Source organism: Streptomyces roseifaciens, assembly GCF_001445655.1.
Lineage (GTDB): Bacteria > Actinomycetota > Actinomycetes > Streptomycetales > Streptomycetaceae > Streptomyces > Streptomyces aureoversilis.
In genome coordinates this window covers 2,388,561-2,414,726 of the sequence record NZ_LNBE01000003.1, presented here as the reverse complement: position 1 = coordinate 2,414,726, position 26,166 = coordinate 2,388,561, and the positions used below count along the sequence as shown (strand labels likewise).

Here is a 26,166-nt window from a genome sequence, read left to right as displayed (position 1 = left end):
CCGGGAGCGCGACTCGCCGCGCACCTCCGGCACCATGTGTTCGTGGGCGTGCGTGAACTCGTCGACGGGCTTCCGCGCTCGAGCACATACAGCAGGCCGTACGAAGTGCGCACCGCGGGCACGTGCCGCCCGCGGTGCGCAGCTGTTTGTGCGCGGAGGTCTCAGCAGCCCTTCGCCCAGGTGTGGGAGCTGCCTCGGTCGTTCGCCCGTCCGCTGTAGCTCACCTCCTGCCCTGGCCCGAGGCAGAGCGTGACCCCGCCGGTCAGCTCACGGCCGTCGTAGATCTTCACGTGGTCGGGGACCCCCGGGCCGGAGACTCCGTGGTTCGCCCACGATGAGTCCTGGTTCGACATGTTGCCCTCCCACCAGCGGTCGTCACCACTGTGGTCGATCTTCATGCCGTCGAAGTTGGCGTGTGTCCAGACGCAGAAGTATCCACGACGGCACTCCGCCGCCGACGCGGATGAGGCGGTGGCCGTAACAGCGCCGGTGGAGATCAGAGCAGCGGCGAGGAGAGCGGTGAGACGCTTCATGGGCGTGGTTTTCCCTTCGTTGATGGGTCGTCGAGCAGTGCCGTCGCTTCGGCCAGGGCGTGCGTGCGCAACCGCGTCCAGTCCGCGATCTCGGCACGGTGCTTCGCGCGGACCTCGTCCAGGGAGCGGCGGGTGTGACGGGCTTCCGGCCCGAGGTTGTTGACGATCGTCGACACCCGGAACCACCGGGGCTGATCGCCGTACAGGCGCTGCTGCGCGGCGGCCAGACAGCCGTCCGTGTGCGCGCTCACGACATAGCCGGTCGGCAGGGAAACGGACAGTTCCGGCCGCCCCGAACCGAAGAGCGCCTCGGCGGCCTTCGCCTCCCCGGGCGCGGGAGACGATGTACTCCGTCCCGGGTACGAGGGCTTCAGGCCCTGACGGGTGAGGCAGGAGTCGGTGAGTACTTGAGTGGCCGCCTTGACCACGTCGTCCTCGGCCGGACGACGGGGAGCCTCCGATTGCGCGCAGCCGGATAGAAGGCAGCCGGCGAGAAGAACCGAGGCAACCAGTCGCCCGGCGGCCCACGTACGGGGGTGCATGCGCGGATCAACCGGGCGAGGAGATCAACGTGACGGGTGGGGCGGGTTGTTGGGGCACTGTGAACATGCCCCTCACCCTCCCCACGACTTGCGGAGGCATGCGTCTTATCACCCGCAAAGGTGACTATGGGGCCGGGATGGCCCCAAGTGCAGGGCGCTTATGGATGATGCCGTCGTGGCCGTCGTCGGTGCTCGGTGTCATCGTGCCCAGCGGGCCGGCACCGTGTTCCACCCGCCGTGACACCTCGATCACGGAACTGAGAGACTGGCTCCCTCGACAGCCCGCAGGCAGTGGGCGGCAAAGAGGTGAGGAGCCAGAGTGGTCACACCACCCCGTGTCCTGCCGACGATCCCGGCACCCGCCGATGTGTGGATGCTGGTGCGGCAGCGGCCGGCCGTACTGCGCCGGTCCACTCGCGAACTGGCAGCAGCCCTTGCCGATACGTACGGCCCCCGCTTCGCGGTCTGGCACACCGACGAGCTGCTCTTCGGCATCCAGGGCGGGCGGTTGGTGTTGCGAACCCTGGGCGGCGCGGACCTACCTGCCCCTGAGGTGGTGTGCGTTCGCCAGGTGGCCGGCCCCATGCGCAACGACCGCGAGGTGACCTTGTTGCGGCATCTTGAGCGCATGGGCAGCACCCTCCTCAACACGGTCGACGCCCAGCTCAAGTCCCGTAACAAGGTCTGGCAGCTGCAAGAACTCGCCCTGGCCGGGCTGCCGGTGCCCGACACCGTCTCCTACGCCACCGCCCCCTTGGAAGGCGTCGTGCGCAGCCCCCACCTGGGCACGCCGTGCGTAGTGAAGTCCGTCAGCGGCGCCAAGGGCGGGCAGGTCTTCCTGGCCCCCGACCCCCATCTGCTCAGCGAAGTGGCCGGCAGCCTCACACAGGAGGCGCCGTTCCTCTTCCAGGAGCACATCGCCAATTCGCACGGCCGTACCCTGCGCGTGGTCGTGGTCGACAGCGAACCGGTGGCCGCCGTACTGCACACCTCCCCCAACGGCACCCTCACCGCCAACATCGCCAAGGGCGGCTCCGCCACGCTCTGCGCGGGCCGCTACCCGCAGGCAGAAGAGCTGGCCGTCCGCGCAGCCTGCGCCCTGGGCCTGGACATCGCCGGGGTGGACCTGTTGTTCACCTCCGGGGACACCTTCACCATCTGCGAGGTGAACGCCGTCCCAGGCTGGCGCCCGGAGATGACCGCGGTCGCCCCCGCCATTACAGCCTGCATCGCCCGCGCCCTCTCGACCCGTCGCCGCGAGACACCACCGCCAACCACAGGGCCGCGTCAAGGCCGCCTCGCACAAGGACGAATCCCAAGCTGACAACACTCGGCCAGCCTCAAGGGAGACTTCCGACGGCGGTGAACGTCGCCGAGACGGTGGGCGGTGTCTGCATGCGCTTGGACCGGTGCACCCCACCCTGCCAAGCGCATCCCCCAGCGGGTGCGCCTGGGAAGTCCCCGGGGAAGAGCAGCGCCAGGGGTGCCCGCCGAAGCCGCGTACCAGGCCTCGCACCAAGGACACCATTGTCACAGGTGTCACAGGGGCTTGAGCCGGGTGCGCAGGAGGCAGAACTCGTTGCCCTCGGGGTCGGCCAGGACGTGCCAGCTTTCGGTGCCGGCCTGGCCGATGTCTACGGGCCTTGCGCCGAGAGCGAGCAGTCGTTCCAGCTCAGCATCCTGGTCGCGGTCGGTGGCGTTGACATCGATGTGCAGCCGGAGCTTTCCCGTCCGGGGGTCACTGGCCGGGCTGAAGACGAGGGTGGGCTGCGGGCCGCCGAACCCGGCGTCGGGCGGGCCGATCTCGATGCTTCCGTCGCCCTCCCGATCAAGTTCGATGTAGCCGAGGACGTCGCTCCAGAATGCGGCCAGCCGGTCGGGGTCCGCAGCGTCGATGACGAGTTCACTGATTCGGCATGCCATGGCCGTCACTTTACGAGATGGCGTGACAGATTTGGCCGCCGCGGACTGCTGAGGAAGGTCACCAGGTCGCCTCTTGCGGATCACCGGCCAGTTGCCCATCGCGACCTGGTTCCGCTACGGGCGCCGGAGTTCCGGCCTCCAGTCAGTTCGTCGGCATGTCGCGCTGATGCTGGCCGGCCCGGGCCGGAGCCCGCATGACGAAGAGGCTGACGGCCGCCGTGAGCCACTCGATGCTCCTGCGGCTTGCTCGGGCCCTGCCCGATGATCCTGAACCCGTGACGCCGCGGGTGCTCGGGGTCGACGAGTTCGCCCTGCGCGGCGGCCGCGGCTACCGGGGCGGCAGCACCATCGTCCGCCAGTACGTCCGCCGGCTCCGCGAAGCCTTCCCTCGCGACCAGGCACCCCGCAAGCAGCCGTCGGAGCGGGACGTCACCAGTTGGATCACCGCCACCCCCGGCAGCCTGAGTACCGACCAGGCCCAGCAGCTCAAGGACATCCTCGCCCGCTGCCCCGAACTCGACCGGGCCGCCGGACACGTGCGGGCCTTCGCCGAGCTCATGAACAACCGCCAGGTCCACCAGGTCCACAGCTGGATCGCCCGGTTCCAAGCCGACGACCTACCCGCCCTTCATACCTTCGCTGCCGGCCTCGGCCCGGACTTCGACGCGGTCGTCGCCGGACTGAGCATGCACTACAGCTCCGGCCCGGTCGAGGGCCACAACAACAAGACCGAGATGCTGAAACGGCAAATTTTCGGCCGCGTGAACTTCGACCTACTCCGCAGCGGGTCCGCCTAGCGGCGCGAGGCCGTTCATGATCGCGGATGTGGCGACCCTCCGTGGCTCTGGCACGGAATGTGAGACAGAGCCACTTTTCAAACGACGCACACAGCCTGCTGGGCGGCCAGTCGGCCACCCTCACCCTCACCCTGACCCTCGTGATGCGTCGTACTCCGGTCGGCTTCCATGCCTGGCATGAAGACGCAGAAGGGTTTTCGAGTCATTCCCCCTGGCCTGCGTGGGCCGGCTGCCCCGATGCCTCTGGCAGGCGATAACGGCGGGGAGGGAGCGATGGAGGGAACCGGCGGACCGGTCACGAGGGCTGATCGGGAAGCGGTTCAGCCGCGACGACCAGCTACCGGCGGCAGCCCCAACTGCCCAGCCGGCGCTGCGGCCGCTCCAGACCCGGCTCAGGCCCGGGCCCGGTCTCGGGCTCGGGATCGGACTCGGGATCGGGCTCGAGTGCCGCCGTCGCCGGATCCGGCTGCCGTGTATCCCGCGCTAACTGCTCGGCGGCCCGGCCCTCCTGGCAGGTGGAGCACAGGGACAGGCCGTTGCCCCAGGTGTGCCGGTGCGCCAGTGCGCCGGTGCACTTCGACGAGCGCGTACTGCTCTCTCATGTGCAGTGACCGCCGCCACGCCCAAGAAGAGGGCCCCGGGGGCCGCGGGGTAGGGACCCCCCGCGACCCCCGACTGCTGTTTACCAGCTCCAGTAACCGTGCGAGATCCAGCCGGACACGCCGGTGTTCACGTCGTAGACCTTGTCCCACTGACCGTCGCCCGAGACGTCACGGTGCGCCAGGCGGTGGTCGCTGTAGCAGAGGCCGACGACCGAGCTGGACGTGCTCGCGGCAGCGCGGATGCGCACGCCCTCGCCCTTGCAGTGGCCGTAGACGTCGTCGGCGTACGCCGGCGCCGCCAGAGCCGCACCACCGAGCGTGGCCGCGACCAGCAGGCCCGCCACGGCAGCAGCACGCTTGCCCGCGCTCTTCCCCCGAATTACAGAATTCACTTGTTGCTCCTCAACAATGGTCGAACCGAGTACCGATGATCTTGGACCCGGCAAGACGGGAAACTATCAGCAAGATGATCTTGAAAAGAGCCCTGAAACAGTCCCAAGACATGTCCCTGACCGATCGGTGACAGAGCCGCCTCGAGTGCAGCGGGGATGTCTCTCAGCGACACACTCGCCCCACACCGGGCCGCCAATACACAGCGCGAGTACGCCACTTCGCGGCTTGAGGCCCCGCACGGCAGGCATCCACGGCTGGCTGCGCCGTCGGCAGCGCCTCACCTACCCTCGCCCCGCGGGTGGCGGAGTGGACGGCCGGTGACACGACATGCCACCGATACAAGGAGCGCCTGCACAACGGCACCATGGCGTGGGCCACCCTTGCCCGGTTCTCCTCGCGAGCAAGCGACGACCGCCTCGAGTGATGCCGACCGTCGGGATGCCAGGGCGCGGCGTCCTGGCCAGCAGGCGGCCAGCGGGGGCAAGATGGTCCCGCCGCCGCACGCCCTCTACTCTTGATCACTTCCAGCCCACGCCAGCCTGCGTGGACCGCCTGGGCATGGGGCCACAGACCCACACCGGGCGCAAAGTTCATTCGCGACGGGGGCAAACCTCGACGGTGATAACGGCTGTCGGGCTGATCGACGGCCGGCGCATCCGGTTGTCCGAGGACGTTTCGCAGGGCATCCAGCGCGGCTACCGCACGGTCATCCACTACGACTCCGCCAAACCGGAGCGCACCGCCTCGATCGCGGGAGGGGAGGACCTCGCCCACATCCTCCTCCCGGGGTTCGGGGTGCTGGTCAGGGGCTCCCTCTGGCTTGCTGTCTTCGTGGCGGCGTTCGGCCACTACTGGCTCTAGCTGTGTTGTCCCGTGCCCCCGGTGTGTCATCGCCGACGGCCGGCCTCCGCGACGGGCCTATCCCACGAGGCGCTTGCGCCAGTCCAGGGGTGTGACGGTGAGGGCCTGGCTCGGGTCGCCGTCCCACTCCACCGGGAGCCCGGCTGCGGTCAGCGCGGCGGCGACCTCGCGGCCGATCGTCGCCGTGGTCTCCGAGGAGTCGTCGAATCCGCCGTACAGCAGGGTCAGTCCGTGGCCGGCGGCAGCCGCGTCCGTGCACTGGGTGTGGAAGTAGACGAACCCGCGGGCGTCCGTCGGGCCCTCCCCACCGATCTCCGTGTTCCCGCAGGTGCGGCAGCAGGTGAAGTGCTCGCGGGCCGTGATGCCCGCGGCCTCCAGTGCCGTGAAGGCCCGGGTGAGGCGCTCCGGGTCGGTCTCGCCCTGCCAAGAAGTCTGCTCCTCCACCCGCTCGAGCCACATGCGGTCGGCGAGCTGCCGGGCCTGCGCGGGCGAGACGGGCCGGTCGTCTCCATCGATCAGGTAGTCCTCGGCGGTCTCGGCCAGCTCGGCCCGAGTGGTGTAGCCGCCGGCCAGGATTTCGCGGAGCCGTCCCTCCAGCAAGGCTCGGTCCTCGTCGCCGAGTTCCAGCGGAGGAACGGGCGGCCGTGCATCGAAGGCGAGAGGAATCCACTCCAGGCCTGCGTCCCAGCCGTCCTCTCCGCGCGCCCAGCCGGTCATCGCAGCGATCACGGGCTCCGGCGCGTCGAGGGTCGCCCGGAAGTGCCGGTCGGGGGCGCCGTCGCGGTGTTCCAGGGTGTAGACGTCACCGGTCTCGTGCCACACCTGGACGAACACGTCGGGCAGGTCGGGGACCCGCTGGACGACGAGGAACCTGTCGCCGTCCCTGCCGATACGGCGCACGAGCCCGTCGAGCTCCCGGTCTGTTGCCTTGAGGTGCCGCTGCCCGGTTTCCGTATCCACTGCGATCGCAAGCATGACCTCACCTTCGCCCGGCCCACTGACAACGCTCCTGGAGGGTGACGGGCTTCCGCGCCGCCCGCGTCCCGGGCCCGCCGAATCAGGCGCACGCCGGCAGCACAGGCGCCGGCCTGCTGCGCCGCCGTACGGCTCGAGCAACGTTCCTCAACACCAGCGCGGTGACCGTCAGGAGCCCCCGAGCAGCGCCGCCAGCATCAGACCGAGGAGGCCCGTGCGGTCATGGAGGGCCCGTGCCTGAACCGTGCTTGCCTCAACCGTGTCTGACTGTTCGCTGAGGAAATAGCGGGAGTCGTTGGAGTTTGCGCGGTAGTCGCCGAGCAGGAAGAGCCGTCCCTCCGGGATCACCACGTCGTACCGGGGAGCCATACCGGATGGATCACCACTCTTGACATACGGCTCGGCCAGCGGCTTCCGATCCTGAGGAGCACCGCTGCCCCCACCAGCAGGATCAGGTCAGCCGACCCCATGGCCCACGCAGTGAATCTCAGCCGTCGTCCAGCCTGCCCCATGCTTCCTCCCGAACGGCGTGCGAAGAGGATACAGATCACCTTCTCAATTCCTGTACGCCTACGCCTCCCCTACGCCCGGCAAGCCGGTGAACCTTCCCGGCCACAGGACTAGGGCCTCTCCTTTGGATCACCGTCTCGGATACGGGAAGTTTTCCGGGTCAAGGGAGCCCTTGGCTGGCGTAGTCGGAAAGGATGACAAGATGCACCGTTGAGGGCTGTGCGGCGTTAGCAGGGGTATGACAACACGCCGTGTTGCCGCTGCTGCCCTCCTGGTTGGGGCAGCTCTCGGCACGTCCATCCCCGCGCACGCCGTCGCCCTTTCGCCCTCCTCCCCTTACGCCGCCGAGGCGACCCATGGCGATGGGCATGGGGCCATCCATCATGACCCCGAGCATCGCAGGGCCACCAAAATGGTGGTCAGCCAAGCGCATTTCAACCCCCTGACGATGCAGCTCACGGGTTTGTACGCGCACTTGACCGACACCAGAGGCATCCCCGTCATCGGAAGAAAGGTGGAGTTCTACTCCGCATCCCATCGCCTGCTGGCATCGGCATGGACCGACGAGCAGGGCGAAGCGGTAACCGATGCGGCGATGAACCTCGGCCCGTCCGCGGTTCAGGAACTCATGGCCGGCGGCAGCGCGGTGTTCCTGGGCGACGAGGAGTACACGGAGGCCGGCCGCCAGTTCAGCATCACGGTCGGCACCGGATCCGGATGGGGAGGCGCCGGCTAAGACAATTCCCTTCGGAGGGCCTGGTCGTTGGACCAGCGTGCCGTTGACTGATGCGCAGTGGCTGCGGATCGAGCCGCTACTGCCCGACCGGACGCCCAAGCGGGGTGGCCGGTGGCGTGACCACCGTCAGATGATCGATGCGATCGCCTGGAAGTTCCAGACCGGTTCGCAGTGGGCTCACTTGCCCGAACGGTATGGCTCATGGAAGAGCGCGTACACCCGCCTACGGAACTGGGCGATCGACGGCACCTGGGAACGGGTCTTCACGGCTCTGCTTGCCCAGGCTGATGCCGAAGGCAATCTGGACTGGGTGATCGCGGTGGACTCCACCATCGTGCGTGCCCACCAGCACGCTGCCGGGGCCCGTAAAAGGGGGCCCCGGCAGCGAGTCGGCAGACCATGCCCTCGGCCGGTCCCGTGGCAGGTTGACGACGAAGATCCATATGGCTACGGATGGCCGATGCCACCCCTTGGCCTTTGTCCTCACCCCGGGCCAGGCCGGAGACGCACCGGCCTTCGAACGGGTCATGGCCGCACTACGTGTTCCCCGGCCCACGGGACGCCCCCGGACACGGCCGGTCACAGTCCTGGCCGATAAGGCGTACTCAACCCGGGCCATCCGCGATCACCTGCGCAAGCGTGGGATCCGAGCAGTGATCCCGACCCCCGCCGACCAGCGTGCACACCGCAAACGGCGCGGCAGCCAGGGCGGCAGGCCCCCTGGGTTCGACCGCGAGGCGTACACAAAACGCAACACCGTCGAACACGGCATCAATCGCCTCAAACAATGGTGCGGCATCGCAACCCGATACGAGAAGACCGCCACCATCTACCTGGCCGGACTCCACCTCACAGGCATCTTCTTATGGTCAGCACGGTGATCCAGAAGAGAGGCCCTAACCCGCACCCACCATGACCTCCGCCGCCCCACTGACGGCCACGAGGCGCGAGCCGCTCCCGGTGGAGCCATACGGGTACCAGCATGCGGAAGTAGCCGGGGAGCAGAAGTGCATGACCCCCGTGAGGACCAGGAACACCGTCAACCCGGCGGCAGCGATGGCGTGCACGGCACGGTGATCCGTTCACCTCGTGCCTGGGCACTTGAACTAAACGATCGCCGCCTCGTCTTCGCCTCCGGTCCCGAGGCGACGATGTTCGCCGAGCCCCGCCGGTTCCGCGTCGCCCACCGCAGGCTGCCGGCATGGAAAGCCGTGCTGCTGCCGACCGGCGGCCACGCCGAACTTCTCATCGGGGACGGCAACCCCCGCCCTGTCCGGTCCGCCCATGGCCGCAAGGGGCACGGGCAGACCGGCAACACGAGGACATACTTGAACCTATCGTCAAGACTTGCGGGCAGCAGCCGTCGTTACTGCCAACTGCACGCGGCTGTGGCGCGGCGTCTCGATCTCGTCCAGCACGGCGATCGCGAGGTCCGCGTGCGAGATCCGGCCCGGACCGTCCAGTACCGTTCCGACCGCCGTCCGGTAACTGCCGGTGGATTCGGCGTCCGCGTTCAGATCCAGCGGCGGCACGACCATCAGCCAGTCGAGGTCCGGGCCGGCCGTGGAGAGAAGCTCGTATTCCGCCACATGCCCCTGTGCAAAGGCCCGCCACGCCTCGGGGAACTCCGGCCCGTCCATGATCCGTACGCCCGGGGCCGTCTCCAGTGTGGTTGCGATGCCCATAGTCAGCAACCTCCGTACTCCTGCCTCCGCCAATCCCGCGATCAACGCGCTCGCCGCCGCGGTGAAGTACTCCTCCGAACCGATGTCGAGGCGCACCGATGCGTTGAGTGCCGCGCCATGGCCTGCGGCCAGGGCCGCCACCGACCGCGGATCGGTCACATCTCCCTGTACGACGGCGACGCGGTCGCCGCCCAGGTCCTGGTACTTCGCGGGGTCACGGACCACCGCTGTCACTCGGTGACCGCGGGTCACCGCCTCCGCCACCGCCGCTCGGCCGACCCGTCCGCCTGCTCCGAAAATGATGATGTCGTTGCTCATGCCGGTGACACTAGGACGGGGGTGCCTGGTTACTGCAAAGGTACTGGGCTAGCGTCGGGCAGGTGAGCACACCATTGAACGCAGAGATGTTCGACGATCCTGATTGCTCCGACCGGGCGCAGCCGTTCCGTGTCGGCGACAAGTGGACCGGGATGGTATTGCGCTGCCTGGAGAGCGGCCCGCGCCGGTTCTCCGAGCTGCGCGTCCCGCTGCACTGGATCACCCCCAAGGTGCTCACCGAGACCCTCCGCTCAATGGAACGCAACGGCTTCCTGACCCGGACCGTCCACGACGAGAACCCGCCCCGCGTGGTGTACGAACTGACCGCGCTCGGCCGCTCACTGCTCGGGCCGCTGGACACCGCCTGCGACTGGTCCCGCAGGCACCTACCGGAGATCGTCGAGGCCAGAACCGCGTACGAGACGGGTTGAAACAGCAACCCCACACACCCCAAACACACGAGCCAGCCGGGCAAGGCACCCGGCGCCCGAGACAACTCCCCCACCGCACACCCACCCATCAGGGCCTGACACCACTGCCTGGAGCGGCACACCGCCGATCAGAACCAGGCCCGCGAGCCGACGTCCGGCCGAAGCCGTTCACCACAGGCCGGGCGAAACGGGCGGGCACCCGGTCGTCGCCACCGGCCACCCCACCGGACTGGGCCCGCCTGACTGGGCCCGGCGGGCCCCGTCAGGGTGTCCAGGTACCCAAAGCGGCGTCCGTAGTCGACCCGGTCAGCAAGAAGGCCATCCCCGCAGGCGCGCGCACCGGAGTGCCGTGCCCATCACCGTCGACTCCTCCGGCCACGCCGACGTCACCCGGGCTTCCATACCGCTGAGATGGGAGAGCGGTGTCGCCGTGAAGGAGGAACGCTGTTCCACCGTGCGGCGGAGAGGAAACCGTCCGAGAGATGACGCGGTTGAGGTGCGAGAGACGGCAGCCTGAATGTGAGCGGCCGGGGGTCATGCCAAACGCGGGGCCTCCCGGACCCAGCCGCTCCTCTTTCCATCAGGAGGATCAATGCCCCAGATACGCCGCCGTTCCCTTGCCACCGTTGCCGTCTCCCTGGGCATGTGCGCAGCCGTCGTGGCCGGCGTCACGACGACCAGCGGGACAGCCGCAGCACAAACCAAGGACGAGCCCTCCGTCGTCGGCTCTGCCAAGCTGCAGCGGAATCCGGGCGACGACGTCCACTTCGCCATCGACGCGCACGGGTTCGCGGACAAAGCCCGTGGGACCTTCGATGTCAGCCACCGGTTCGGCAAGGAATTCGACGTGCGGTTCAAGGGGCGCATCGATTGCCTGCTGACCGGCGGACCGGTCGCCGTGGCGACCGGGGTCGTCACCGACGCCCAGGTCAAGGTCGCACCGGGCATACCGATGCCTTCTGCTGCCGAACTGAAAGGCAAACGATTCGGCTTCACCATCCTCGACGGTGGCAAGGGCGGAAAGAAGGACCGGCTCGGCTACAGCTGGGCCATGGACGGCCTCCCGGTCAACAGTGTCGGCAAGTGCGTGAGCAGCGCTCCCTTCGAAACCCTGGAAAAGGGCGACTTCACCGCCCACCACTGGCTGCCGCCCCGCACCGGCGCATAAACGCCCCAGCACTACAGGGTGCCGCACGGGGGTCGGCACCCACCCCGGTCACCTTACGAAAGCCCCCCGGGCGGCGGCACCGACGGACCGGCAGCATCGGGATCACGGCGCTGGATCCGTACGCCGGCCTCGAACGACGGCCAGGCGAAGGTGACGGCCAGGCCCGAGGGGTAAGGAACGCGGCCCGGATGCCCGGCAGGCCTCCGGGCCGCATGAAGCCCGCCCGTATTACTTGCTGATGGCGAAGCGCATCAGGGCGTGCTCGTCGCCCTGCTTGATCTTCCCCGTCACATTGATCACCTCAAGCTTCCAGCTGCCACCGGCACGCACCGCCTTGGCCACGGCACAGCCGTTGTCACTGCTGAGCAGGCTCGGCCAGATGTCGGCAACCTGCTGAGAACTGCCCCCACTCGCGTCGTACACCTTGAAGCTGATGTTGCGCGCCTTCTGGAAGGAGCTGCCCTTCTTGTACGCGGCGGCGACGAAAACAATCGACGTGATGTTCTCCGGAACCCGGGCGAACTCGACCGTCACCGTTTCGTCGTCGCCGTCCCCGCGCCCGGTCTGGTTGTCACCGCTGTGCACCACGGAGCCGTTACCCATCGGATCGAGGGAGTCCAGGCCCGCCAGGCGGACCGGGTCCGCGCCCTGCATCGCGATGGCTATCAGGTCGAGGTCGGTGCCGGTCTTGCGGCGGAGCACGCCCATCACGCCGCCGCTGCTCCCGCCGGTGGGGTCCCAGGACACCCCGATGGACAGATGCGTCACTCCGTCCAGGTCCGCCGGGCCGTCTTCCTTTTTGAGCGTAATCATGCGTGGAACATCCTCTTGGTGTACGAGACTGCGACACAAAGAGTGTGCCTGGTCCCTCCGACGGCCCCTACACCCGGTCCGCTAAATACCCGTGAAGACGATTCGTGAAGATACTGAGGGCCAGATGGTGGGCAGTGCCTCGCGTACACCGAGCGGGCCTGCCGGAGATCCAGCGCGGCGATCTTGTGGTGCTCGACCAGTATGTATGCCCCGCCACTTGCTTCGGTCGGCCACGATCCACGCGTTCTTCCTTCGACACCGGCCATACGAATCCTCGCGGTACGCGAACGGTTCGTAGCCTGGTGACTGCAAACCGCCACAGGGAGAGTCGTGTCCGAGAGCGAATCCCAGAATATCCGGGTGGGAGAGCGCGCCATCACCCTGCGCCCGCTGGACGGCGAGAACGACGAGCCCGAGGTCCAGGAGCTGCTGATTGCGTGCGAGGACTGGTTCACCGCCGCCACGGGGCTGCCTGCCGCGCCCGGCGACCTACAAAAGCCGAAGTCCACCTCACGTGAGTCTCCGCCCAGTCGTGCACGTGGGACTCGGCCACGAATACCCCGTTACGGGGCGTCCGAGTTGTCGCAGACCGCCTATGTGAACCGCCACTTCACCGGGCCGCTCAACGACACCTGGCAGACGAGCGACGCCACGGAGATCAACCAGCTGATTTACGCGCCCTGCGGAGCCATGCGCTATATCCCAAGCCATGACCCGGCCCGTGGCGGCCGTCATCTCCTGCGGTCGCCGATGTCATGCCCGTACCGAATATCGGGCTCCGCCCCTACGGTGCTTCGTCATGGACACCACACGAAGAACGATTCTGCGCGGCATGGCGGCGGCACCCCTGGCCGCCACCGCCGGCGGTCTGCTCGTACCGTCCACGGCACAGGCAGCGCCCGGCGACTTCGCCCTGACGATGCGGCTCAGCCCCTCGGAGTACCACCGCAACTGGTCCGCCGCGGCCGATACCCTGCGCCGCCGCCTGCCCCGCGCGGACCTGGTCAGGGACGTGCTGCGCCAGGCGACACGCACCGGTGGCTCCGTGGGCAACTGGCGTGACGGGCCCGGCAGGGGCGTGGAGCCGACCGGCTTCGACTACGGCTTCTCATGGGACCCGGACACCAAAGACCCGCACGGCCAGCTGGACGGCAAGACCACCCAGTGGTATCCGCAGGGGATCAGCACCAGCGTCGACGGTTACGGCGGCACCGTGGAAGGCCGGAAGGTCGTCGCCGTCAGCTGGTACGGCTACAAGAACTACGAGAACCGGGGCGCCCGGATCAGCTTCATCGACGTGACCGGTGACCCGAAGCGGCCGCGCTACGAGCATGTGCTGCTGGTGGAGCCCAGCCAGCTGCACGGCTCGGACACTGCCACCTTCCAGCCGGTGATCATGCACGCGGGCGGCGTCGCCTGGATCGGGAACTTCCTCTACGTCGCCAACCTGCCCGGCCGGCTCGCTCCGTTCAAACAGGGCGGGGTGAGCGCCTTCGACCTCACGCGGATGGTCAAGGTGGAGGGCGCGGACAAGGGCAAGGCGTTCGGCTACGACTACGTCCTCCCGCTGCACCACCTGTACGAGAACCGCGGCGGCGGCAGGCTGCGGCACTCGCAGCTGTCACTGGACCGCACACGCCGCAACGAACCCCACTCCCTGGTCGTCAGCGAATTCCGGGACGACGGCCCCAGGGGACGGGTCGTGCGCTGGAGCCTGGCCCCGACCGGCTATCTGGTCGACGGGCTGTCCGAGGAGAACTGGCTGTCCAAGCCCTACGTCCAAGGGGCGGTCGCCGTGGGCGACGACGCCTACTACGCCGCCAACATCCGTGGCGCCAAGGGCCCCAGAGACAGCGAGGCGAGCAAGGACCGCGCCCCGAAGGCGGGACAGCTGTGGCTGCACAAGGGCCGCAAGGGCGCCCCGAAGAAGCACGGAACGCTCGCCATCGGGCCCGAGGACCTCAGCTACGACGCGGGCCGGCTCTGGTGCCTGGCGGAGCATCCGTACCTGCGGCGCGTGTACCGGATCAATCTCCGCCGCTGACCGCGTGCCGCCGGCGCAGGGGGCCGGTCGCCGAAGGGTGGCAGGGCCCAGGAGCAAGGGCGGCCGGGCGGCGCGAAGCGAAGGCCCGTACCGGCCGCCTCACCCGCCGGTGGCCCCGCCCTCTTCTTCGGGCAGGGCCTTCGAACGGGTTGGTGTTGTGGTCTCGCCGTCACGTCGAGGCGGGGTCCTCACCTGCGTTTGACGATGGTCGCTCCGGCAGTCGTGTGACCCACGATGCCGCTGGGCCGGGTCGGCTCAGGACTGGAATATGGCGGTGAAGTCGGTGATGACACCGCCGTTCTTGTTGTCGATCGTGACGTAGAAGAAGGGGCTGCACTGGTACGGCGCGGGTGCTTGCGCCTTCTCGCATCCCTGGAGGACCTTCAGCAGCGTGTCCCAGTCGGCGGACTTCAGCTCTAGGCGGTTCGTCGCCTCGTTAAGGGTCAGCAGCCGGATGGTGGGGTTCTGGGCGACGTAGTAGGGCCCGAGGGGCTCTTGCATCTCGAAGTAGCCGCCGTTGTCGACGTCGGGCCCGCACTTGAGCTGCGTCTGGCGGGCTGCCACCGTGCGGAGCCCGTTCGGCAGTCGTTCGCCGCCGTTCACCTGGAGTACTTGGTGCGCGTCGCCGTCGATGGGGTTCTCTTTGCAGAAGTCCGGGGCGTAGCGCACCCCCGAGGATCCGCCGGGTGCACTGGGCTGGGAGCCCGCCGCGGTCGGCGTGGCCGCCGGCGCGGAGGGCGTCGCCTTCGGCGACGGGGCTGTGGGCGCGCTTGCGGTGCCGGGTACCGGGTCCGACGCGCGGTCCGATGCGCAGCCGGTGGCTGCGACCGTGGTCAGGGTGAGCAATGCGGCCAGAGTGCCGGCGCCTCGTCTCCACCGTCCGAACCGTGCGTCCATGGTGTGTTCCCCCCTCGTGCGACGTGGTCGGGCGAGCGGCATCAGCCATTGATGGCGCGCCCGCTCACCAGTACTACTGGATGTTCGACCCTATCGCCGCGGCACGATGGCGGGCATGGTTGTGGGTGTGCAGCGGGTGCTGTGTGGGACGCGGGCGGGGTGCCTGCCTCTGCTCTCGACGGCCTGGTCCACGAGGACGCCACGGCCCGTACGGCGCTGCCTGTCCCTGTGCCGGTCGGTCGGTCGGTCTACCACAGCCGGGCAGGGCACCGGCGTGGGAGGGTCTGCACTTCGGCGACCCGAGGGAGGAGATAGCCGAGGCGGTAGCCGTCGCGCACCGGATGTGCGGCACCTCCGACGCGGCACCCCCCGCCTCTGGCGTTCCTCACGGATGACGACCTCGTCCAGGAGTTTGCCGAACCCGACGGCACCCGGCTGTTCCTCACGGACCTCGTGTCCACGGCCCATCACATGCCGTCCCTGGCCCCGGACGGCGGCATAGTGTCGATCGTCCCGTTCATCACCGAACTGGCCCGCTCCCAGGCCGTGTCGCCGGGCGCCCGTGCGAGCTTTCTTCTTTTGCTGCTTGACTTTGCCGCCAAGCTTGACACCACGGCTGTCCGCACCGCCGACTGGGATGCGCTGCGAGACGGCCAGGTCGCCCTCAGCCACCTCGCAGCGGTGAGTGAGGCGGTCATCGCACGGATCCCGGCTCTTCTCCCGCAGTGGGACCTCGAGAGCGGTGCCGCTCGCTGTGTGCTCGCCTCACTGGCCGCCTTCTGCCCTGCGCAGACCGCTGCGTTCGTCCCGGCTCCGCCTGCCCGGCATTCCGGCGCTGCCGGGCACCGCCCGTGCCGATACCCTCGCGCTGGCGGACGCGCTGCTCACCGAGGACGCCGCCGCCCTGAATGAGGCGCTTTACCGCATGGCAGCCTGGGACGACGACCTCGCCGAATGGCTCGACAGCCCGCACGTTCCTCCGTCCCGAACCGCCCGTGCAGCACTGGCCGCCTCTGTCGCACGCGATCTGCCCGGGGCAGTGCACCTGACCTGGCCCGCACCCGCCTGCGCGCCTGCGCGCCTGCGGTGACGGTTACCGAGCGTCCGTCCCATCGGGGAAGCGCAGGTGCTGGGAGCAGGACCGCGACTTCTACGGCCGCTTCGGCTTTCGCCCGCGGCGGCGGCCGAGCACAGACTTCGGCATCGTCGGTCCGGAACCGGACTGGGGCGACCTCTGTCAGGTCCGTACCCTGGCCGCCTACCAACCCTGCGTGCACGGCGAATTCGCCTACCCCGAAGCCTTCCGCAGCTCATGACGCCCTCGGCGTCACCGTGTCGCGCGCCGAGGCCTCAGACCAGGGGAGCCTCGCTGCGAGTGCACGTCCGGGTCGGCGGGCGCTGCGGGTGGTTACAGGGCCCTCGTCATCGACGAGGACCTCGTTTGGATCTGTCGCTATTGTGCTGTCATGACTGGCTCTGCGCAGCGTCCGCTGCTATTTCTCGATGTCGATGGCCCCCTCATCCCGTTCGGCGCGGAGCCTCAGCAGTATCCGACCTATGCGACAGGTCTTGAACCGCTTGATGCTGGTGCCAATCCGCTCCTGACCAGGATCAATCCTGAACACGGGCCCCGGCTGGCGGCACTCCCGTGCGAGGTGGTCTGGGCCACGACATGGATGACGGACGCGAATGAGTGCATCGCCCCCCGTATCGGTCTGCCGCAACTGGCAGTGGTGATCTGGCCAGAGCCGTCGGACATCGATGATCAGGACGAGCGCAACGGATTGCACTGGAAGACCCGCGCCCTCGTCGAATGGGCCGCCAACCACCCATTCGCCTGGGTCGACGACGAAATCACCGAGGCTGATCGGGTCTGGGTCGCCGCCCATCACCAGGGACACGCTCTGCTGCATCGTGTCGATCCCCGTCATGGTCTGACTGATGGCGACTACGCCGTTCTCGGCTCGTGGCTGCAGCAGCCGTGCTGACACTCGGGGAGACGGGCCGCCTCCCTCGTGGGAAGCGGGTCGTCGGCCGGGGGTGTGCGGGGGCCAGCCGGCCCCCCTGGAGCGCCCGAGGCCTCCGCCTCGTACCAGGGCCGAAGCTGCAGATACCTCTCCTTCATGACCGGCCCGAGGTGCGCCTCGATCCCGTACCGGGCTCCCCCTTGTAGGGGAGGTCGTAGAGGAACGACGTCACAATGACCTCGATCGCCCCCGGCATGCGACGCCGCGTCTCCCCCTCCAGGAAGCCGAGGACCCGACGCCAGTCGGGACCGTCCGGGTCCCCCTCCCCCAGGTACGAGCGGACGGTGTCCTGCACGACGTCCCAGAAGAACAGGTGCGCGAGCACCCCCTCCTCGTTGAAGACGTGACACTCGTACGCGTCCTCGAACCCGGGCACCTGAGCGACCAGGTCCTCCACGAGCCGCACCCGGCCGGCAGCCTTGCCCTCCGCCTCGTACTTCTCTTGCTTCTCGTCATCGCCGGCCGTCATGTGCCGGGACGCTACCTCAGCGCGTATGAGCCACAGGCTGCGGAGCCGTGTGCTTCAGGTTTGGTTTCCGGGCCGGAGCCTCAGCTGTAGCTGTTGCCCAGGGTGCGGTCGAGGAGGGGGAGCAGACGGTCCCAGTGGCGCTGCAGTGCGGCTGGGTTGAAGGCGTCGGTGTCGGACATGGTGAAGCCGTGGATGGTGCCGGGGTAGATCTCGGAGGTGTAGTCGACACCAGCGGCGTCCAAGGCCTGGTTGAGCTCGCCAAGGGCCTCGGGCGTCAGGTCGGTTTCGGCGTGGCCGAGGTGGACCTGGGCGGTGAGCGTGGAGAGGAGGCTGCGCCTGTCGGCCCCGTCGGCGCCCACGGGGCCGTGGAATCCGGCGACGGCGGCCACCTGGCCGGGGTGGGCCGCGGCGGTGCGCATCGCCAGGAGACCGCCTATGCAGTAGCCGGTCACCGCGACCGGTCCGGCGCTGACCTCGGGCTGGGCGGTGAGGAACTGGAGGTAGGCGTCGGCGTCGCGCAGGACCCGTTCGGCGGTGTGCGCCTCGATCAAGGGCATCAGCTCGGCGAAGACCGCGGGCCGCGCCTCTTCTCCGATGAACTCGGGAAGTTCGATCACCGGTGCCTGGCCGTGCCGGTAGAAGAGGTTGGGGACGAGCACGTAGTACCCGTGCCCGGCCAGTTCGCGGGCCATCTCCCGCAGCACGGGCCGCAGGCCGAGGCCGTCCGCGTACATCAGCACCCCTGGGTGCCGCTCGCCGTGGTCGGGGAAGGCAGCGAAGGCGTCGGCGTGGCCGTCCGTGGTGGGAATCTGCAACATCTTGGCGGGAATAGCGGATCTTCCTTCCTTGGAGTTCACCGAATTAACGTTTATGTCACTAACGTTTTCGGTGTGGGTGACCGTACATCGTTAGTCGGACTAACGCAATGGGTAGAATGGGCGCCATGACCAGAGCCGAAGCCGCGGACTTGCCCGACGACGGCGCACGCAAGACGCCCGACAGGCTGCGCCGACAGGCGAGCCGGCTGTTGTCGCAACTGACCGCACGGTCGGACAAGCTGATCAACGAGGGGCTGGCACAAGTCGACGCCCGCAAGTGGCACTACGCCGTGCTCGCCTCGCTGCAGGAGTACGGGCCGGGCAGCCAAGCGACGCTGAGCCGGCGCACCGGCATCTACCGCAGCGACATGGTCGGCGTGCTCAACGAACTGGCCGAGCGTGACCTCGTCGAGCGGGCGCCGGATCCCGACGACCGGCGCCGCAACATCATCACGATCTCCGCCCGAGGCCGCCGTCGCCTACCCCGTCTCGACAAGGTCCTGGACGACCTCCACGACGAACTACTCGCACCACTGAGCCCGGCCGAACGCGACCAGCTCGTGCAGCTGCTCACCCGCTTGCTGGACCACCACGCTAGGAGCTCCTGACCCCGCGTTGTGGCATCCGACATCAACGCTGCCCGCGGCTCGGCCTCCCGCACTGCCCCACTCCCCCACCACACCCGCGTTCCGGAGGAGGCTGGTCACGTCGCAGGAAACCGCGGAGCTCACCGTGTCCTGTCCAACCGGGGGGAGGCCGTGACCGGTAGCGGCGGCAGCGGAAGCGGCGTCGCCCGTAGCTCCGCAGTCCTGCCCGGGGTACGCGGACGGCCGTGGTCCGGCCCGGGAGCGCGGTGTCTGCCGACGGCGCACGGTCGCGTCGACTTCGGCGTCCAAGTGCCCGTACTGTCTGCACACCGGACAGAGCCGTTACAGGCGATCCAGTGGGTCGGTGACGAGCCTGGATGCGGCGCCGGTACAGCCTTCAGCCGAGGTGAAGCTCCGTGCATGCCGGCCCGTGCTGCGTGTCGGCTTCGCACGCGCCCGCTTCGGACTCGTCGGGGTTGACTGCGGAAATCGCCACCACGGATGTCCCTGCCGGAGGCGAAAGCGGAATATCGATCTGCTGGGCGACAGTTCCTTGGTCGTCCGGCCGGAGCACACTCCAATAGAGATCCCCGGACTTCCCAGGGGGCTGAGGACTCACGGACACCTCGATGTGTGACCACTTCCGTACGCCGTCGGCATGGACAGCGAAGTGCAGTCTGGTGCCGGAGCGCGGGCCTTCGAGCCTGACGTCGGTGATGGTCGGGCGGCCATTCCCCCCTGCGGCCTGGGCGGCTCCGACGACGGCGATGCTCAATGAAGCCATGTAGAAGATCACGCCGAGGACGAGCACGCCCGTCTCCCAGAGGACTCCGCGGTCAGTGGGCCGGATGAGCAGGGCGGCGATGCTGCAGACGATGGCGACGATGGCACACAACGAGGCCACGTAGATGGGCCATGACCTGTTGTTGAGGGCAACGAACACGAAATGGCTGTTGAGCCCCAGCGTGGTCATGAGGCCGGCCACCGCCACCAGGGCACCGGCCAGGATCTTGGCCACATCGTCCAGGCGTTTGCCCAGCACGGCCTGAATCTCCCCAGGGACCGGCGCAGGAGAGGATGCCGAGGTGGAGGGCCTGTCCGCACCGGGCATTGCGCGCTTCCGATCACTGAGCCTTTCCGGGCAGGGAAACCGCCCGGACGCCCCATGCTGGCAGTCCCTCCGAGGCGAGACCGGAATTGCGACCCCGCGTGGCCCGGCACCCCCGGAGGTTCCCCTGATCAGCCCAGGTCGCTGCGCTCGCACGGCCCGGAACGGCATAAGCAAAGTACGGGCCACGACCCGGCCTGCCGAACACGGCCTGTCGGACACCGCCCGTCGGACACCGCCTGGCAGCGGCCAACACAATGACTTCAGTTGCCGATGGGCGATAAGGCGGCAGGCGAGTTCGAGGAATGCTTCATGGATGTCGGCCCGCCATGGAGGTCACCGCGGAGCGTCACTGAGGGCGCGCAGTACCATCGACCCTCCATAGATGATCACATCGGCCGACCCTGTTCCTGCTCCGGAGCAGGCCGCCAAGCAGTCACAGGGGGACAGAACCGTGTCGCGTGGAACCACGTCCTGGCTGGCGGCGAGGCGCGCGGAGCGGGCCTGGCTGGACGCCGTCGGCCTGCTCGGGCAAGGGCACACCGACCGGGCGGCGGTGCGCTTCGCGGATGCGGTGCGCGACGACCCGACCGCGGCCGACGCCTGGCTCGGCCTGCACGCGACGGGTCAGCGTCAGGACGAGGCCCTGGCCGCCATGGACCAGCACGCGGCGAAGTTCGGGGCCCTGCGGGCCAAACACAACATATCCCTGGCGTCCCAGTTTCCGATCGGCGTGTTCGTCAGCTTCGCCCTGGAGACGGGCCGCGACCTGTGGCTGGCCACCCAGAGCGCTCTCCTGGACGCCGGTGCCCTCGACGAGGCCTGGCAGACACTGGCGGAGGCGGAGCTGGACTGCGACGAGACGCGCTTCGTCGCCACACGTCACGCCTACCTCTCGGAGGACTGGGACTGGGTGCTGTCCTGCTCGACCGGCATCGACGATCCCATGCTCAGCGCTGAGGCGCAGCTCTACGTCGCGCAGGCGCTCATTGCGCAGAAGGTCTGGCACGAGGCCCTCAACACCCTGGACCGGCTCTCGGAGGAGGCCGAGGTGGGCAGCCCCTTCGACGCCGAGCTTGCCTACTGGAGCGGCCGGGCCCACGAGGGCCTGGGAGCGCAGGAGGAGGCCCTCAAGGACTACCAGTACTCCTTCCGGTACTGGCCCACGCTCTACGACGTGGAGGAGCGGGCCCAGGTGGTCCGGGCCGGGGCCGGCTCCACCGCCGTGGCGGCACAGGAGCGCACGGACCTGCTCGCCCAGGCGCGGGCCGAGCTCGACGCGATGATCGGCCTCAAGTCGGTCAAGCACCAGGTCCACACCCTGATCGCCCAGCTGGAGATGGCCAAGCTCCGCGCGGAGCAGGGCATACCCACCCGCACCCGGCCACAGCATTTCGTCTTCGCGGGCCCGCCCGGCACCGGGAAGACCACGGTGGCCCGCATCGTCGGCAAGGTCTTCGCAGGGCTCGGCCTGCTGGAGCGCGGCCACGTCGTCGAGACGCAGCGTGTCGACCTGGTCGGTGAACACCTCGGCTCCACCGCGCTGAAGACATCGGCGGTCATCGACTCCGCCCTGGACGGGGTGCTTTTCATCGACGAGGCCTACGCCCTGGTCAACGACGGGTACAACGGCGGTGACGCGTTCGGCAACGAGGCACTGCAGGTCCTCCTGAAGCGTGCCGAGGACGACCGCGAGCGCCTGGTCGTGGTCCTGGCCGGCTACCGGCGGGAAATGGAGACTCTTCTGGCCGCCAACCCCGGACTGGCCTCACGCTTCACCACGCACGTCGACTTCCCCTCGTACGCGCCGGAGGAACTGCGGCAGATCGCCACCGTGCTGCTGGACGACAACGGCGACGTACTCTCCCCCGAAGGCGAGAGCGCCCTGGAACAAAGCCTCGACGCTGCGGCGGACAGGGTCGACACGCTCGGCAACGGACGTTTCATCCGCAACCTGTGCCATAAAGCCGCCGCCCAGCGCGATCTCCGCCTCTCGGCCTCCACCCGCAACGGCCAGCCCCTGACCCGGGAGGACCTCATCACCCTCCACGCGACAGACGTCTTCGCGGCCTTCGACGAACTCATGGCAAGCGGGAACGGGCACACGCCCGCAGGGTGAGCGCCTGACATCTGACCGGCACTCCCCCCAACCCAGGCGCTGGCGAGCTTGCCGTGGGGGGATCGGCGTGCTTCTCCCTCTGGGGTCTCGGATGCGGGCATCGCAGTCCAAGACCGAGTTGTACGTGACGGTGCACTGTGAGCAGCGTGCCGGCATGTCGATGCGCGCTGTGGAGCGCAAGTACGGGAGGACGTGGCGGACCGCGCGCGCCGGGCCCCTTGGTCGGATGTCGCTCATGTGGAGCGACCACCCGGCACCCCGGTTCTACTCATCCGGGAGCGTGCGCGGGACGACGGCGGTGATCGTCACCCCCGCTTCGGCTGCCGCGTTCAATATGGTGCGCTTCAACTCTTCTGTTTCCTCCGGCGGCAGCGGGTCCTGAAGGTAGGTGAGTGACATCATCCCGATCTCGGACACCAGCAGCCGCACCCCCAGGACGTCTCCTCCCTCCTCTCCCGCTTCCCCGACACCGGGACCCACTCCGTCGCCATCAACGACGCCCGCGGTCAGCCTCAACACAATCACCCCGTCCGACGTGCCCAGCGGCTACGCCCTTCAGCTCAGCCTCGGCCCGCTGGACTCCCTTGTCGACTCGATGCGCCTGGCGCGTGCTCACAAGTACAGCCTGCTGCTGAAGATGGTGCAGCGCCTGCACCAAGCCGGGCAGGCCGAGGGGTGACCGGCGGGCGAGCAGCGCCCCGGCCCGCCTCGTGTTCGGCCCCCACACGCCCACCGACCGAGCCGCGATCCTCGACGAGGTTGTGAAGGGCGTCAGTGCGGGGGGGGTCTCCCTGGAGACCGGCATTCGCATGCTCCAGGACGCGTCGTCAGCGGTTGGTTGCCGGCTTTTCGGTGCTCGAATCGGTGGCAGATGTGCACTTCCCGACCAGTGGCAGGCGTGACTCCGACGCCGTGGTGTTCGGCCACAGAGCCTCCGCAAAAACCCGTTGGCGGAACCACGGCAGCCACTGCTACCTTTCCGGAGGCCGTGCAAGAGAGGGAGGAGGTGGTACCCGTGAACGCAGTATCGACATGGGTGCTCCCCTCCGGGGTCACGGTCGGGCGATAGGTCGTCCGGGAGCGCCGTTCATTGGCACTCCCGAAAGGCACGACCATGCAATTTACTTCTGAACAGCGTCTCGACGATGCTGTCCTCGAGCGCGAATTCATCCTCGGCGAGATCCCTGGCATTCTGTGGACACCCGGGTCCGCATCCGCATCCGCACCGGCGCCGCTGATCCTGCTCAGCCCTCCTCCTCTAGGGCTGCGCAAGACGTACCCCCGGCTGTTGGCCCGAGCCCGGCACTCCGCGGCGGACGGCTTCGCCACGGCCACCATCGAGCTCCCCGGAATCGGCGACCGGCCCCGTTGGCCCGCCGCCGAGCAGGCCCTCGCCGACCTGCGCCGGGCTATGGAGGCCGGCGAGCCGGTCAGCGACGAGATCATCGACGCCCTCATCCTCCCCCTGGTCGACAAGGCGGTCCCGGAATGGCAGGCCGCCCTGGACGCCCTCCTGCCGCTGCCCGAGATCGGCGGCCCGGTCGGGTACTCGGGGGGAGTGATCTCCATCGGGACCCGGCTGGCGGTGGTCGAGCCGCGCATCTCGGCCGCTGTTCTGTTCGCCGGGAGTTTCGTCCCTCGCGCCATGTTCGAGGAGGCCCGCCAGGTCACCATTCCTCTGCACGTCCTGCTGCAGTGGGACGACGAAGGGAACGACCGGCAGACGGCCCTGGACCTGTTCGACGCCTTCGGCTCCAAGGAGAAGACACTGCACGCCAATATGGGCGGGCACACCGGCGTCCCGCAGTTCGCGGGGGACGCAGCGGCCCAGTTCTTCACCCGACACCTGAAGTGACGCCGGGCCGTCAGGCCACCGGCAGACGGTAGCCGTGCTGGCCAGGATGCTGCTCATCCAGTGCTGTGACCAGGAAGGTTCACCGGGAATAGGGTCGTGGGGGTGGATGACGTCGCGGGGTAGTTGTTGGACTGCTTCGAAATCGTTGGCCGTCCTTTGGGCCAGTCAGTGAGCATCCGTAGGTGACAGATGAAGCCGATTACGGGGGACCGTTCACGCGGAGCCCGAGGTGCGTACGTTTTGTCGAGCTGTCCGGCGGGGCGATGTCCGCCTTGCTCGATGGTGACCTGACCGAAGCCAGCAGGGTGGCCGGGGTTTCGTTGACCAAGTACTTCGTGACCGAGAGAGCACGGTGGTTATGGCGGTTCCGGCTCGACCAGATGGCCGCCGATCCCGGCCAGGCACGGTGGATGGTGCGACAAGCGGTCGTCGGCGACAGCAGTCTCGTCGTCGGACATGCCGGGTTCCACGGACCGCCTGATGAGGTCGGCATGGTCGAGATCGGCTACTCCGTCGCTCCCGATTTCCGTCGTCAGGGATATGCCCGAGCCGCGCTGATCGAGTTGCTCCGCCGGGCAACGGCCGAAGCCGCAGTCACGACTGTGCGGGCGACGATCAGCCCCGACAACGTGGCATCCCTGGCCACGATCTCGGGCTTCGGCTTCGTTGAAGTCGGAGAGCAGTGGGATGAGGAGGACGGTCGTGAACTCGTCTTCGAGGTTCCTGCCCGCCGGGTTCCACCCGCTTGATGGGAAGGTTCACGGCATAACACTGAGCTGTGACCGGGACGCCTGCCGCGATGGTCACGCTGCGGCATCGAGTGGGCGCCTGCCCCAGCGGATGCCTTTTCTCATTGCGGATGCGGGCGCGTTCGCGGTGTTGAGCGGCGAGCACGTCGGGGTGGCGGGCGTTGGCGTTGCGCCGGCGCAGGTAGCGGTGCAGGGCCTGGGTCTGCGCAGGGTGGCTGCGGTGGTTTGAGTTGGCCAGCGTGAACTGCCGCAGCGGGCCGAAGTGGGCCTCGATCGGGTTGGCCCAGGAGGCGTAGGTCGGGGGTGAAGCACAGCTCGACCTTGTTCTTCTTCGCCCAGCGGTGGATGTCCTGACCGGTATGGGCGGAGAGGTTGTCCAGGATGATGTGGATCGGTGCGCCGTCGGGTCGGGCGGCTCGATCGACTTCAGCGCGGCCAGGGTGCTGACGGTGCCCTTGCGGCGCCGGTTGACGCCCCATAGCCGGTCGTCGCCAGCGGAGTAGCAGCCGTGGAAGCAGGTGACGCCGTGGATGCGGTGGTAGGTCGCCGGGAGCCGGTCGGGCTTGCGCTGCTTCGCCCAGCAGGAGCCCGCGGTGGGGCGGATCCCAAGGGGGCCGAACTCGTCGAAGGCGAAACCCCGGTCCGGGAAGTGTTCCAGTACCTGCTCGGTCCGGTCGAATTTGGCGTCGCGGTCGGGGTCGGGGGACTCCTTCCATGTCTTGGTGCGCTGGAAGGTGATGCCGCGGCGCGACAGCAGGCATCGTAAGGCTTTACGGCCGATGCGGATGACGCGTCCGTGGACGCGGGTCAGGTAGGCGGCGAGTTTACGGATCGACCAGCGGGTGAAGAGCTGGCCGAGCTTGCTGGGGCGGGTGGTGGCCGTCTGGATGACGAAGTCCTCCTCGTCATCGCTGAGCAGGCGGGGACGGCCTCCCGCCCATCGAGGGTCCAGGCAGGCCAGGCCGATGTTGTTGAACTGGTGGATCACCTCCCGCACTGTGTCCTCGTCGGCCTGGACCAGCTGGGCGATCACGGGAACACGGTTCCCGCCGACGGACGCCAGCAGCATCATCGCCCGCCGGAAGCGCACCGAGCTGGTGCTGCCCCGGCGCACGATCTGCTGCAGCTTCTGCCCTTCCTGGTCGGTCAGTCTGCGTACCCGCACAGGCTCGGCCACGACACCCCCAGCGGTCGGAACGGACATCA

28 protein-coding genes and 1 pseudogene are annotated in these 26,166 nt (G+C 68.4%); 15 read left to right on the top strand and 14 right to left on the bottom strand.

Annotation, left to right across the window (positions count from 1 at the left end; translation table 11 throughout):
• Positions 1-161: 161 nt before the first annotated feature.
• Positions 162-533, bottom strand: a complete 372-nt coding sequence (locus AS857_RS16150) for a peptidase inhibitor family I36 protein (protein ID WP_058043779.1) — start codon at positions 531-533, stop codon at positions 162-164.
• Positions 530-961 (bottom strand): hypothetical protein, encoded by a 432-nt coding sequence (locus AS857_RS16145; RefSeq protein WP_245699891.1) that lies wholly within the window; start codon positions 959-961, stop codon positions 530-532. Before AS857_RS16145 ends, AS857_RS16150 begins: the two co-directional genes overlap by 4 nt.
• Positions 962-1,394: 433 nt before the next feature.
• On the opposite strand from AS857_RS16145, the gene AS857_RS16140 reads away from it, so the two are divergent.
• Positions 1,395-2,399, top strand: coding sequence for a RimK family alpha-L-glutamate ligase (locus AS857_RS16140; RefSeq protein ID WP_063804266.1), 1,005 nt, complete (start codon positions 1,395-1,397; stop codon positions 2,397-2,399).
• A 215-nt stretch (positions 2,400-2,614) separates the two neighbouring features.
• On the opposite strand, the gene AS857_RS16135 is transcribed toward AS857_RS16140, so the two are convergent.
• The gene (locus tag AS857_RS16135) at positions 2,615-2,998 is read right to left on the bottom strand and encodes a VOC family protein (protein ID WP_058043777.1); all 384 of its coding nucleotides are present in this window, start codon (positions 2,996-2,998) and stop codon (positions 2,615-2,617) included.
• A gap of 194 nt (positions 2,999-3,192) precedes the next feature.
• Between AS857_RS16135 and AS857_RS16130 the strand changes: the two genes are divergently transcribed.
• Positions 3,193-3,795, top strand: a complete 603-nt coding sequence (locus tag AS857_RS16130) for a transposase (protein ID WP_058043776.1) — start codon at positions 3,193-3,195, stop codon at positions 3,793-3,795.
• A 682-nt stretch (positions 3,796-4,477) separates the two neighbouring features.
• On the opposite strand, the gene AS857_RS38940 is transcribed toward AS857_RS16130, so the two are convergent.
• Positions 4,478-4,789 carry an SH3 domain-containing protein gene (locus tag AS857_RS38940; RefSeq protein ID WP_144440843.1) on the bottom strand — a complete coding sequence of 104 codons (312 nt, stop codon included), beginning with the start codon at positions 4,787-4,789 and terminating at the stop codon, positions 4,478-4,480.
• Positions 4,790-5,408: 619 nt separating this feature from the next.
• On the opposite strand from AS857_RS38940, the gene AS857_RS16120 reads away from it, so the two are divergent.
• Complete coding sequence (locus AS857_RS16120; RefSeq protein WP_058043774.1) at positions 5,409-5,651, top strand: hypothetical protein; 243 nt, start codon at positions 5,409-5,411, stop codon at positions 5,649-5,651.
• Positions 5,652-5,708: 57 nt separating this feature from the next.
• Here the strand turns inward: AS857_RS16120 and AS857_RS16115 are convergent, their stop codons facing one another.
• Positions 5,709-6,626 (bottom strand): DUF6891 domain-containing protein, encoded by a 918-nt coding sequence (locus AS857_RS16115; RefSeq protein ID WP_058043773.1) that lies wholly within the window; start codon positions 6,624-6,626, stop codon positions 5,709-5,711.
• Positions 6,627-6,794: 168 nt separating this feature from the next.
• Positions 6,795-6,995, bottom strand: coding sequence for a S26 family signal peptidase (locus AS857_RS16110; protein ID WP_058043772.1), 201 nt, complete (start codon positions 6,993-6,995; stop codon positions 6,795-6,797).
• Positions 6,996-7,548: 553 nt separating this feature from the next.
• On the opposite strand from AS857_RS16110, the gene AS857_RS16105 reads away from it, so the two are divergent.
• A complete protein-coding gene (locus tag AS857_RS16105; RefSeq protein WP_058043771.1) occupies positions 7,549-7,872 on the top strand; it encodes a hypothetical protein in 324 nt (107 codons plus the stop codon).
• Positions 7,873-7,909: 37 nt separating this feature from the next.
• A protein-coding gene (locus tag AS857_RS37685; RefSeq protein WP_420823936.1) for an IS5 family transposase occupies positions 7,910-8,753 on the top strand; the annotation gives its coding sequence in 2 pieces (ribosomal slippage) (positions 7,910-8,269 and positions 8,271-8,753; 843 coding nt in all).
• 459 nt (positions 8,754-9,212) lie between these two features.
• Here the strand turns inward: AS857_RS37685 and AS857_RS16100 are convergent.
• Positions 9,213-9,875 (bottom strand): NAD(P)-dependent oxidoreductase, encoded by a 663-nt coding sequence (locus AS857_RS16100; protein ID WP_173864758.1) that lies wholly within the window; start codon positions 9,873-9,875, stop codon positions 9,213-9,215.
• 62 nt (positions 9,876-9,937) lie between these two features.
• On the opposite strand from AS857_RS16100, the gene AS857_RS16095 reads away from it, so the two are divergent.
• The gene (locus tag AS857_RS16095) at positions 9,938-10,306 is read left to right on the top strand and encodes a winged helix-turn-helix transcriptional regulator (protein WP_245699888.1); all 369 of its coding nucleotides are present in this window, start codon (positions 9,938-9,940) and stop codon (positions 10,304-10,306) included.
• A gap of 592 nt (positions 10,307-10,898) precedes the next feature.
• Complete coding sequence (locus tag AS857_RS16090; protein WP_058043769.1) at positions 10,899-11,474, top strand: hypothetical protein; 576 nt, start codon at positions 10,899-10,901, stop codon at positions 11,472-11,474.
• A 228-nt stretch (positions 11,475-11,702) separates the two neighbouring features.
• Here AS857_RS16090 and AS857_RS16085 read toward each other — a convergent pair whose 3' ends face one another.
• Entirely contained in the window at positions 11,703-12,287 is a 585-nt protein-coding gene (locus AS857_RS16085; protein ID WP_058043768.1) for a TerD family protein, read from the bottom strand.
• Between the two features lie 799 nt (positions 12,288-13,086).
• Between AS857_RS16085 and AS857_RS16080 the strand changes: the two genes are divergently transcribed.
• Positions 13,087-14,331 (top strand): hypothetical protein, encoded by a 1,245-nt coding sequence (locus tag AS857_RS16080; RefSeq protein ID WP_160330248.1) that lies wholly within the window; start codon positions 13,087-13,089, stop codon positions 14,329-14,331.
• 255 nt (positions 14,332-14,586) lie between these two features.
• On the opposite strand, the gene AS857_RS39580 is transcribed toward AS857_RS16080, so the two are convergent.
• Positions 14,587-15,228: a hypothetical protein gene (locus AS857_RS39580; RefSeq protein WP_144440841.1), complete on the bottom strand. Its 642-nt coding sequence runs from the start codon at positions 15,226-15,228 to the stop codon at positions 14,587-14,589.
• Positions 15,229-15,970: 742 nt separating this feature from the next.
• Here AS857_RS39580 and AS857_RS16070 point away from each other — a divergent pair.
• Positions 15,971-16,318, top strand: a complete 348-nt coding sequence (locus tag AS857_RS16070; protein WP_144440840.1) for a hypothetical protein — start codon at positions 15,971-15,973, stop codon at positions 16,316-16,318.
• A 376-nt stretch (positions 16,319-16,694) separates the two neighbouring features.
• Entirely contained in the window at positions 16,695-17,216 is a 522-nt protein-coding gene (locus AS857_RS37675; RefSeq protein ID WP_079110377.1) for an HAD domain-containing protein, read from the top strand.
• Positions 17,217-17,349: 133 nt separating this feature from the next.
• Here AS857_RS37675 and AS857_RS16060 read toward each other — a convergent pair whose 3' ends face one another.
• Both AS857_RS16060 and AS857_RS16055 read right to left on the bottom strand, forming a co-directional pair.
• A complete protein-coding gene (locus tag AS857_RS16060) occupies positions 17,350-17,724 on the bottom strand; it encodes a hypothetical protein (protein WP_063804265.1) in 375 nt (124 codons plus the stop codon).
• An 80-nt stretch (positions 17,725-17,804) separates the two neighbouring features.
• Positions 17,805-18,554: a dienelactone hydrolase family protein gene (locus AS857_RS16055; RefSeq protein WP_058044186.1), complete on the bottom strand. Its 750-nt coding sequence runs from the start codon at positions 18,552-18,554 to the stop codon at positions 17,805-17,807.
• A 113-nt stretch (positions 18,555-18,667) separates the two neighbouring features.
• Here AS857_RS16055 and AS857_RS16050 point away from each other — a divergent pair, with 113 nt between their 5' ends.
• Entirely contained in the window at positions 18,668-19,150 is a 483-nt protein-coding gene (locus AS857_RS16050; RefSeq protein WP_058044185.1) for a MarR family winged helix-turn-helix transcriptional regulator, read from the top strand.
• A 376-nt stretch (positions 19,151-19,526) separates the two neighbouring features.
• On the opposite strand, the gene AS857_RS16045 is transcribed toward AS857_RS16050, so the two are convergent.
• On the bottom strand, positions 19,527-20,171 hold the full coding sequence (locus AS857_RS16045; protein WP_058043763.1) for a hypothetical protein: 645 nt from the start codon (positions 20,169-20,171) through the stop codon (positions 19,527-19,529).
• 520 nt (positions 20,172-20,691) lie between these two features.
• Between AS857_RS16045 and AS857_RS16040 the strand changes: the two genes are divergently transcribed.
• Complete coding sequence (locus tag AS857_RS16040; protein ID WP_245699886.1) at positions 20,692-22,356, top strand: AAA family ATPase; 1,665 nt, start codon at positions 20,692-20,694, stop codon at positions 22,354-22,356.
• Positions 22,357-22,620: 264 nt separating this feature from the next.
• On the opposite strand, the gene AS857_RS40005 is transcribed toward AS857_RS16040, so the two are convergent.
• Entirely contained in the window at positions 22,621-22,785 is a 165-nt protein-coding gene (locus tag AS857_RS40005) for a hypothetical protein (RefSeq protein WP_160330247.1), read from the bottom strand.
• A gap of 106 nt (positions 22,786-22,891) precedes the next feature.
• On the opposite strand from AS857_RS40005, the gene AS857_RS40000 reads away from it, so the two are divergent.
• From AS857_RS40000 to AS857_RS16030, 3 genes are all read left to right on the top strand, one after another.
• Positions 22,892-23,035 carry a hypothetical protein gene (locus tag AS857_RS40000; RefSeq protein WP_160330246.1) on the top strand — a complete coding sequence of 48 codons (144 nt, stop codon included), beginning with the start codon at positions 22,892-22,894 and terminating at the stop codon, positions 23,033-23,035.
• Between the two features lie 435 nt (positions 23,036-23,470).
• Positions 23,471-24,211 (top strand): dienelactone hydrolase family protein, encoded by a 741-nt coding sequence (locus AS857_RS16035; RefSeq protein WP_058043762.1) that lies wholly within the window; start codon positions 23,471-23,473, stop codon positions 24,209-24,211.
• 263 nt (positions 24,212-24,474) lie between these two features.
• Positions 24,475-24,960 (top strand): GNAT family N-acetyltransferase, encoded by a 486-nt coding sequence (locus tag AS857_RS16030; RefSeq protein WP_058044183.1) that lies wholly within the window; start codon positions 24,475-24,477, stop codon positions 24,958-24,960.
• Between the two features lie 54 nt (positions 24,961-25,014).
• Here AS857_RS16030 and AS857_RS37670 read toward each other — a convergent pair.
• Positions 25,015-26,137, bottom strand: a pseudogene (locus tag AS857_RS37670) (IS630 family transposase).
• Positions 26,138-26,166: the final 29 nt, after the last annotated feature.

Coding starts and splice junctions, on each gene's coding strand:
- AS857_RS16150 (WP_058043779.1), bottom strand. CDS start 533: ATGAAGCGTCTCACCGCTCTCCTCGCCGCTGCTCTGATCTCCACCGGC.
- AS857_RS16135 (WP_058043777.1), bottom strand. CDS start 2,998: ATGGCATGCCGAATCAGTGAACTCGTCATCGACGCTGCGGACCCCGAC.
- AS857_RS16130 (WP_058043776.1), top strand. CDS start 3,193: ATGACGAAGAGGCTGACGGCCGCCGTGAGCCACTCGATGCTCCTGCGG.
- AS857_RS16115 (WP_058043773.1), bottom strand. CDS start 6,626: ATGCTTGCGATCGCAGTGGATACGGAAACCGGGCAGCGGCACCTCAAG.
- AS857_RS16110 (WP_058043772.1), bottom strand. CDS start 6,995: ATGGCTCCCCGGTACGACGTGGTGATCCCGGAGGGACGGCTCTTCCTG.
- AS857_RS16105 (WP_058043771.1), top strand. CDS start 7,549: ATGGTGGTCAGCCAAGCGCATTTCAACCCCCTGACGATGCAGCTCACG.
- AS857_RS16100 (WP_173864758.1), bottom strand. CDS start 9,875: ATGAGCAACGACATCATCATTTTCGGAGCAGGCGGACGGGTCGGCCGA.
- AS857_RS16090 (WP_058043769.1), top strand. CDS start 10,899: ATGCCCCAGATACGCCGCCGTTCCCTTGCCACCGTTGCCGTCTCCCTG.
- AS857_RS16085 (WP_058043768.1), bottom strand. CDS start 12,287: ATGATTACGCTCAAAAAGGAAGACGGCCCGGCGGACCTGGACGGAGTG.
- AS857_RS16080 (WP_160330248.1), top strand. CDS start 13,087: ATGGACACCACACGAAGAACGATTCTGCGCGGCATGGCGGCGGCACCC.
- AS857_RS39580 (WP_144440841.1), bottom strand. CDS start 15,228: ATGGACGCACGGTTCGGACGGTGGAGACGAGGCGCCGGCACTCTGGCC.
- AS857_RS37675 (WP_079110377.1), top strand. CDS start 16,695: ATGACTGGCTCTGCGCAGCGTCCGCTGCTATTTCTCGATGTCGATGGC.
- AS857_RS16060 (WP_063804265.1), bottom strand. CDS start 17,724: ATGACGGCCGGCGATGACGAGAAGCAAGAGAAGTACGAGGCGGAGGGC.
- AS857_RS16050 (WP_058044185.1), top strand. CDS start 18,668: ATGACCAGAGCCGAAGCCGCGGACTTGCCCGACGACGGCGCACGCAAG.
- AS857_RS16035 (WP_058043762.1), top strand. CDS start 23,471: ATGCAATTTACTTCTGAACAGCGTCTCGACGATGCTGTCCTCGAGCGC.
- AS857_RS16030 (WP_058044183.1), top strand. CDS start 24,475: ATGTCCGCCTTGCTCGATGGTGACCTGACCGAAGCCAGCAGGGTGGCC.